Here is a 7,549-nt window from a genome sequence, read left to right as displayed (position 1 = left end):
CGCTGCAGGCACCCGCAGACCCTACCGAACCACCAATCACATCAGCCACACGCCACGCGGGGTCGTGAGTAGTTACCATCAGCGGCTTGCCTGGTGACCAGATGTGGCAGCCGTGGCAGGAAGCCTGACCGAGCTGTCGGCGCTTCGGGTCTGACTCGCGAGGACCGCTGTGGCAATGCCTGGCGGGGCTGCGCGGGTCTTGTCCGTATGTTCCGAAGAACACAACAAGTCCGCCCGGTCGTGGCCGGTCCAGCACGACGCGGGCCGCCGGGCTGGACTTGTCGTGTCGTACTGGTCGGTAACTCGGGTGCGGCGCCCGGGAGGCTCTGGCCCGGCGAGAGACGGTGCCCACTCGATGCGGCGACGGTGCCCACTCGGGGGTGGGACCGGCCCGGTCGACGGGAGACGGCGCCGACTCGGCGGGCTCGGGCGGACTGTCACGGCGGCAAGGCAAGATGAAGGGGTGAGCTCCCCGCACGACTCCCCCGACACCGGGTCCGGCACGAGCCGGCCGCGGGTCGGGCCCAGCGAGGGCGCAGGGGTCGGGCCCAGCGACGAGCCGCGGGCCGAGCCGGCCGAGGAGCAGCGGGCCGAGGCGACCGACGTCCCGCCGGGTGGCCGTCCCGCCGACTACCAGCAGCCGCTGCGGACCACCGCGGCCAACGCGACCAAGGCAGTCGGCCGAGGGGTCGGGCGGGCCACCGTCAAGGGAGCCCGGCTGACCGCCCGTGCCGGTCGCTTCACGACCCGTACCTACCTCGGCTACACCCGCTCGGGCGGTGCCGCCGAGTCGGGCCTGGCCCGGGTGACCGAGCTGCACGCCACGCACGCCGCCGGCGACGCCGCGATGATGGTCGCCCTGGCTGGCACGGTCTTCCTCAACCCGCAGACCGTGCAGGCCCGCGACGAGGTCGCCTCGTTCCTGCTGCTGACGATGATCCCCTTCACGCTGGTCGCGCCCTTCCTGGGCCCGCTGCTCGACCGGGTGCCCTACGGCCGGCGCTGGGCCATCGGTACGACCATGGCGCTGCGCGGCTTCCTCTGCTGGGTGATGGCCGAGGCGCTGGTGAGCCACAGCAACTGGCTGTTCCCCGCCGCACTGGCCTACCTGGTCGCCTCGAAGGCCTACACCGTCGTGCGCGCGGCCGCCGTCCCGCGGGTGCTTCCCCCGGACACGACCCTAGTCCGGGCCAACTCGAAGGTCTCCGTCGCCGGCATCATCGGCGGCACCGTCGGCGGCGCACTCGCCGGCGCCCTCATGCTCGTCGGCGCGCCGTGGGCCCTGCGCGCGGCCTTCGTCGTGTTCGTCGTCGGCACGGTCCAGGCCATCCGGCTGCCGTCCCGGATCGACAGCTCGGAGGGCGAGCTCGCCCCCGAGGACACCGCGCCGATCCCCCTCGACGGGCCCCCGCGCCCGGGCGCCGAGCAGGCCGGGCACCCGCCGCCCACGGACGGGGTGCTGACGGTCGACTCCCTCGGGCTCTACGGACGGGCCCGCCGCCGGGTGCGCGCCATCCCCTGGCCGGTGCGCCACGCCATGTGGTCGACGGGCGGGACCCGCCTGCTGACCGGCTTCCTGATCCTGTTCATGGCCTTCCTGGCCAAGGAGCACCCGCTCGACGGGCTGCACCCCGGGCTGGTCCTCGGCCTGGTCGGTGCCGCCATCGGGGTCGGCAACGCGTGCGGCAGCGTGCTGGGCAACGTGCTGCGCGAGCACCGCCCCGAGCGCGTCGCGATGATCACCCTGCTCGTGGCGACGGTCACCTGCGCCGCGACCGGCGTCTGGTACGGGCTGCTGCTGATCGCCGTGATCGGCCTCGTCCAGGGCCTCAGCGCGCAGCTGGCCAAGCTCTGCCTCGATGCGCTCATCCAGCGCGAGATCGAGGAGCGCGTCCGCACCTCGGTGTTCGGCTGGTCCGAGACGATGCTGCAGACGCTCTGGGTCGTCGGCGGCGCGCTCGGTATCGTGCTGCCGCTCAACCCGCACGTCGGGTTCCCGGTCGCCGCGGCCGCGCTGCTCGGCTGCGTCGTCCTCGCCGCCCGGTCCCGCCGGGTCGGTCGTTCCGCCCGCCTCCACACCGTCCCGAAGGCTGCTCCGTGACACTCCTGCCCCTGCCCGTGCCCGCCGGTCCGACCGCCCTCTCGATCCTGCCCGCGCTGCAGGACGCACTCGCCGGACGCGCCGCCGTCATCCCGTATGCCGCCGACGGGGCTCCCCCGGTGATCGCACCGTACGACCCGGCCGACCTGCCCGACGACCTGGCCGTGGCCGTCGGCACCTCCGGGTCGACCGGCCGCCCGAAGCGGGCCATGCTCACGGCTGAGGCCCTGACCGCCTCGGCCGACGCGACGCACGAGGTGCTCGGCGGGCCGGGGTCGTGGCTGCTGGCCATGCCGGCCCACCACGTCGCCGGGCTGCAGGTGCTCGTGCGCTCCCTCCGCGCCGGCACGACGCCCGTCGTGCTCGACGGTCGCGACGGCTTCACCGCGGCCGGCTTCGCGCGGGCCGCCGCCCGGCTCGCGGACGCGGGGACCGGCCGGCGCTACACGGCCCTCGTGCCCACCCAGCTGGGCCGGCTGCTGGCCGACCACGTCGGGCGCGCGGCGCTGCGCGGCTTCGACGGCGTGCTGGTCGGCGGGTCGGCGACACCGAAGGCGATGCACACGCAGGCCCGCGACGCCGGGATCGCCCTGCGGCTGACCTACGGCGTGAGCGAGACCGTCGGCGGCTGCGTCTACGACGGCGTGCCCCTGCCCATCACCCGGATCCACATCGACAACGACCGCCATGTCGTGCTCGGCGGCGTGATGGTGGCCCACGGCTACCTGGCCGATCCGACGCTCACGGCCGACGCCTTCACCGTCGACCCCGAGGGCGTGCGGTGGTTCCGCACCGACGACCTGGGGCACTTCGACGACGACGAACGACTGGTCATCGACGGACGCGCCGACGACGTCATCACCACGGGCGGCCTGAAGATCACCCCCGGTGTCGTCGAGGACGCCATCGCCAGGCACGTGCCGGGCGTGCTGGACGCGATCGTCATCGGGCTGCCCGACGCCGAGTGGGGCGAGGCCGTCTGCGCGGCGGTAACGCTGCTCGACCCGACCGCGCACGTCACCACGCGGGACGTCCGCGACGCGCTGCGCGGCATCCTGCCGGACGCCGCCCTGCCCAGGCGGGTGGTCACGCTGCCCACCATCCCCCAGCTGGGGCCGGGCAAGCCCGACCGGGCCGCCGTCCGCCTCGCGCTGCACGGCAGCTGAGGTGGGTGCAAGATAGAAGTGACCACCTCGCCGAAGGAGTGACCCATGGCTCGCGTACTGCTGACCGCAGCCGTGGTCTTCGCCACGATCTATGCCCTCGTCGACTGCCTCCAGACCAACGGCCGCCTCGTGCGCGTGCTGCCGAAGGCGGTCTGGCTGCTGGTCGTGCTGGTCCCCGTCCTCGGCCCGATGCTGTGGTTCGTCGCGGGGCGCGTCGACTCGCGGGCGGTCCAGCGCTCCGCAGGAGGCGGCAGGCGTCGTCCGCCGGGACCGCGCGGACCCGACGACGACCCGGAGTTCCTCCGCCGGCTCTGAGCACCCCCGTCCGGCCACCGGGCCGCGACCGCCCGGCCGACACCCCTGCCCCTCCCCGGGCCACCGCAGCCCGACCCGACGCAAAGGACCCATGGCCACCCTGACCCAGTGGATCGACGGCGCCCGTCCGCGTACCCTGCCTGCCGCCGTCTCGCCGATCCTGGTCGGCACCGGTGCGGCCTACCAGACCGGCCACGTCGTCTGGAGCTACGCGCTGCTCGCCCTCGTCGTCGCGCTCGCCCTGCAGGTCGGGGTCAACTACGCCAACGACTACTCCGACGGCATCCGGGGCACCGACACCACCCGGGTCGGCCCCACCCGCCTCGTCGGGCAGCGGCTGGCACGCCCCTCGAGCGTCAAGTTCGCGGCCTTCACGTTCTTCTTCTTCGCAGCCCTGTCCGGGCTCGCGCTGGTGGCCCTCTCCGGTCTGTGGGTGATGATCCCGGTCGGGGCGCTGGCCATCCTGTCCGCCTGGTTCTACACCGGTGGCTCCCGGCCGTACGGCTACCTGGGGCTCGGTGAGCTGTTCGTCTTCGTCTTCTTCGGCCTGGTGGCCACCCTCGGGACGATGGCGACCATGACGGCGCTGACCCCCGCCGGCTGGTGGGGCGCGATCGGCGTCGGCTCGCTCGCCTCGGCCCTGCTGGTCGCGAACAACCTGCGCGACATCCCGACCGACCGGGCCACGGGCAAGCACACCCTCGCGGTCCGGATGGGCGATCGGGGCTCGCGGGGGTTCTACCTGGCGCTGGTCATGGTCGCGTTCGTCATGACCGTTCTCGCGGCCGCGACAACCCCCTTCGCGCTGCTCGCCGTCTTCGCCGCACCGCTGTTGATCCGGCCGGTCCGGGCGGTCGTGGGCGGCGCCCACGGCCGCGACCTGGTGCCGGTCCTGGTCGGCACCGGGGCCTTCGAGCTGGCGTGGTCGCTGCTGCTGGCCGTGGGCCTCGCCGTCGGGCACCACGTCGGCTGACGTCCAGGTTTGGCCGGCGCCCGGCCGGCGCGGGTCAGGTGCGGTTCTCGCCGGCTCCGGCACCGGCCCCGGCGTCCTGCCCACCCGCGTCGGCCTCGGCGTCCTCGGCCAGCTCGTCCACGGACTGCCGGGACTGGCGCGCGGCCACCCGGGCCTCGTGCCGGGCGACCAGGCCGGCGGTCATCTGGTCGCGCATCCCGCGCAGCAGCACGTACGAGGTGACCGACGAGGCGATCGCGGCCAGCAGGACGAGCACGACCGTGTTGTGCCGCAGGCCGACGAGCCAGAACAGCAGCGTGAAGCCGAAGAAGATCAGCAGGCGCAGCACCGAGTAGCGCATCAGCATGGACAGGTCACATTCCCGAGTAGTTGTGCATGCCGACGAAGGTCGACACGAGGTTGACGGCGGTGAAGTTGATCAGGACGGCGGCGTAGCCGGCCAGCGCGATGTAGACCGACTTGCGGGCGTCGACCCCGGCGGTGGCCCGGGAGTGCAGGTAGGCGGCATAGACGGCCCAGATGACGAACGTCCACACCTCCTTCGGGTCCCACTGCCAGTAGGCGCCCCAGGCCTGCTTGGCCCAGATCGACCCGGCGATGAGGGTGAAGGTCCAGAGGATGAACGCGCCCATGTTGAGGCTGTAGGCGGTGCGCTCCAGGGCAGCGGAGGTCGGCAGTGACTCGAGGAAGCCGGGCCTGGCCGGCGGTCGCTCCTCCCGGCGCCTGCGCAGCAGGTAGACCACCGCGACCGCGGCGGCGAGGGTGAACAGCGCGACCGCGAGGAACGCGACCGTGACGTGGATCGCGAGCCAGTACGACTTCAGCGCCGGCATCAGCTCGTGCGACTCGGTGTAGAGGACGGTCACGGCCAGCCCGAGCACGAGCAGCACCGGCGCCACGACGAAGACCCCGAGCCACTCCCACCGGTTGCGTCGCGCCAGCACGCTGTAGGCCAGGCTCACGGCGGCGACGGCCGCGGTCGCGAACTCGAACATGTTGCCCCACGGCGGGCGCGAGACCCCCACCCCGCGCAGCACGACCGACCCGACGAGCAGCGCCGTGGCCAGGTAGGTCAGGGTCAGCCCGATGCTGCCCCACTGCCTGCTGCGCAGGCTCTCCGGCCCGGATGCCGCCGGGCCGGCTCCCGCCCCGCCCGCCGGCTCGAGCGACACGTCCGCCTCGGGGGAACCGGCGTCGGACCCGACCGCCGCACCTGCCTTCGCGCCCACGAGGACGTCGGTCCGGGGGGCGCTGCGGGCCTCCGCCCGGCGCGGGGCCCGCGCTGCGAGGTGCGCGACGAAGGCGAGCATCGCGAGCGCGAAGACGACCATCGACGAGTAGAGCGCGTTGTTGGCAAAGCTGATCAGGGCTGGGGAGGTCACGGTGCGGAGGTCCGTTCTGCGAGCTGGTCGTGCACGGCCTGGATGACGGCATCCAGCCCGGCGTCGGAGTCCTTCGAGAGGCCGCCGATGCTCACCACGGTAGCCGCTCGCCCGTCCGGACCGTCAGCCTGCCGGACCCGGACGAAGACGCGCCGTCGTTTGATCGTCAGGGCGAGGATGAGCCCGGCGGTGGTGAGGATGGCCGAGACGAGGGCGACGAGCTCGCCGGGGTCGTGGCGTACCGACAGGCCGGCGAACCGCTTGACCGAGTCGAAGGTGATCGACCCGCGGTCCCCGGGCAGCTGGTAGGTCTGGCCCGGCTTGATGCGCACGAGCACCGGGGACCCGTCGTCCTTGGTGACCTGCTTCATCGCCTCGGTGTTCAGCGTGTACACCGACTGTGGGAGCCCGCCGGGGAACAGGCTGCCCTCCCACACCGAGAGCGCCAGCTCGGGGTCGAGCGCGTCGGGGAACAGCGAGGCCGGCCCGTTGGCGAACGTCGGCTCGGCCGTCGGCAGGAAGAAGCCGCTGATCCCCAGCTGCTTCGGGACCGGCAGGGCCGACACCTTCACGACGCCGACGGACCGGTACGTGGCGTCCTGTGGCAGGAAGGGCGTCGCCTCGTGGTAGAGCACGTTCCCGGCGCCGTCACGCACCGTGATGACGGGCGCGTAGCCGTTGCCGAGCAGGAAGACGTCGGCACCCTCGACGGACAGGGGGTGGTTGACGCTGATCTGCGCCGGGACAGCGGGCGCACCCGGGTCGGGCCGCACCTGCGTGTGGGCGATGAAGTCTCGCGGCTGGCCGAAGGTCGGGCCGGGCGTGTCGATGAAGTCGGCCTGGAGCCGGTCGACCGTGAGCACGAAGCTCGGGATCCGGGCCGGGTTGACCCACGGCCCGGGCGAGAACGTGTTGTACGTCGAGATCGACGAGGCGAACTTCTGTCCCTCCGGGACGATGACGTCGCCGCGCCAGCCGAACAGGTGCCCGACCGCCATCCCGACGATGATCCCGGTCAGGGCCACGTGGAAGACGAGGTTGCCCGTCTCGCGCAGGTAGCCCGACTCGGCCGACACCGAGGCGTCGTCGTGGGAGTGGACCCGGAAGCGCCGCGCCGCCAGCACCTGCCGGGCGGCGGCGAGGACCGCCTCGGGGGCTGCCGGGGTCGTCAGCGCCGCATGGTGCTCGAGCCGCTCGGGACGGGCCGGCGCCCGGGGCGGCCGCGAGCGCAGCGAGCGCAGGTGGACCTTGGCCCGAGGCACGATGCACCCGATCAGGGAGACGAACAGCAGCAGGTAGATCGCCGAGAACCAGGGCGAGGAGAAGACGTCGAAGAAGCCGAGCCGGTCGAGCCAGGGGCCGCTGGACCGGTGCCGGGCCAGGTAGTCGGCGACGCGACCGGGGTCGATGTTGCGCTGCGGGAAGACGGAGCCGGGCACGGCCGCGACCGAGATCAGCAGCAGCAGGAACAGCGCTGTACGCATGCTGGTCAGCTGGCGCCAGGCCCACCGGAGCATGCCGACGAAGCCCAGCGGTGGCAGCTGGGGCGACGGGGCCGCGCGGCGCGGCGTGGTCGTGTCGGTGCTGGTCATCCGAGCGTGCCGTCCATCCC

At 73.2% G+C, this 7,549-nt stretch carries 7 protein-coding genes; 4 read left to right on the top strand and 3 right to left on the bottom strand.

Annotation, left to right across the window (positions count from 1 at the left end):
- Nucleotides 1-463: 463 nt before the first annotated feature.
- The 4 genes from WMI84_RS05685 (at nt 464) to WMI84_RS05670 (ending at nt 4,555) form a co-directional block, all read left to right on the top strand.
- The gene (locus tag WMI84_RS05685) at nt 464-2,101 is read left to right on the top strand and encodes an MFS transporter (protein ID WP_347351193.1); all 1,638 of its coding nucleotides are present in this window, start codon (nt 464-466) and stop codon (nt 2,099-2,101) included.
- Nucleotides 2,098-3,267 (top strand): o-succinylbenzoate--CoA ligase, encoded by a 1,170-nt coding sequence (menE, locus tag WMI84_RS05680; RefSeq protein WP_347351191.1) that lies wholly within the window; start codon nt 2,098-2,100, stop codon nt 3,265-3,267. Before WMI84_RS05685 ends, menE begins: the two co-directional genes overlap by 4 nt.
- A gap of 45 nt (nt 3,268-3,312) precedes the next feature.
- The gene (locus WMI84_RS05675) at nt 3,313-3,582 is read left to right on the top strand and encodes a PLDc N-terminal domain-containing protein (protein WP_347351189.1); all 270 of its coding nucleotides are present in this window, start codon (nt 3,313-3,315) and stop codon (nt 3,580-3,582) included.
- Between the two features lie 91 nt (nt 3,583-3,673).
- Nucleotides 3,674-4,555, top strand: coding sequence for a 1,4-dihydroxy-2-naphthoate polyprenyltransferase (locus WMI84_RS05670; RefSeq protein WP_347351187.1), 882 nt, complete (start codon nt 3,674-3,676; stop codon nt 4,553-4,555).
- A 34-nt stretch (nt 4,556-4,589) separates the two neighbouring features.
- Here the strand turns inward: WMI84_RS05670 and WMI84_RS05665 are convergent, their stop codons facing one another.
- Genes WMI84_RS05665 through WMI84_RS05655 form a run of 3 tightly spaced genes read right to left on the bottom strand, consistent with a single transcriptional unit; the run spans nt 4,590 to nt 7,529 of the window.
- Nucleotides 4,590-4,901: a DUF4229 domain-containing protein gene (locus tag WMI84_RS05665; protein ID WP_347351186.1), complete on the bottom strand. Its 312-nt coding sequence runs from the start codon at nt 4,899-4,901 to the stop codon at nt 4,590-4,592.
- A 7-nt stretch (nt 4,902-4,908) separates the two neighbouring features.
- A complete protein-coding gene (gene ccsB / locus WMI84_RS05660) occupies nt 4,909-5,937 on the bottom strand; it encodes a c-type cytochrome biogenesis protein CcsB (RefSeq protein ID WP_347351184.1) in 1,029 nt (342 codons plus the stop codon).
- Entirely contained in the window at nt 5,934-7,529 is a 1,596-nt protein-coding gene (locus WMI84_RS05655) for a cytochrome c biogenesis protein ResB (RefSeq protein WP_347351182.1), read from the bottom strand. Before WMI84_RS05655 ends, ccsB begins: the two co-directional genes overlap by 4 nt.
- Between the last annotated feature and the right edge of the window lie 20 nt (nt 7,530-7,549).

This window comes from Intrasporangium sp. (genome assembly GCF_039812505.1).
In the GTDB taxonomy this organism is placed as follows: Bacteria; Actinomycetota; Actinomycetes; order Actinomycetales; family Dermatophilaceae; genus Intrasporangium_A.
Note: the sequence above shows the minus strand (reverse complement) of the source record. Positions and strands in the feature narration are given on the sequence as shown.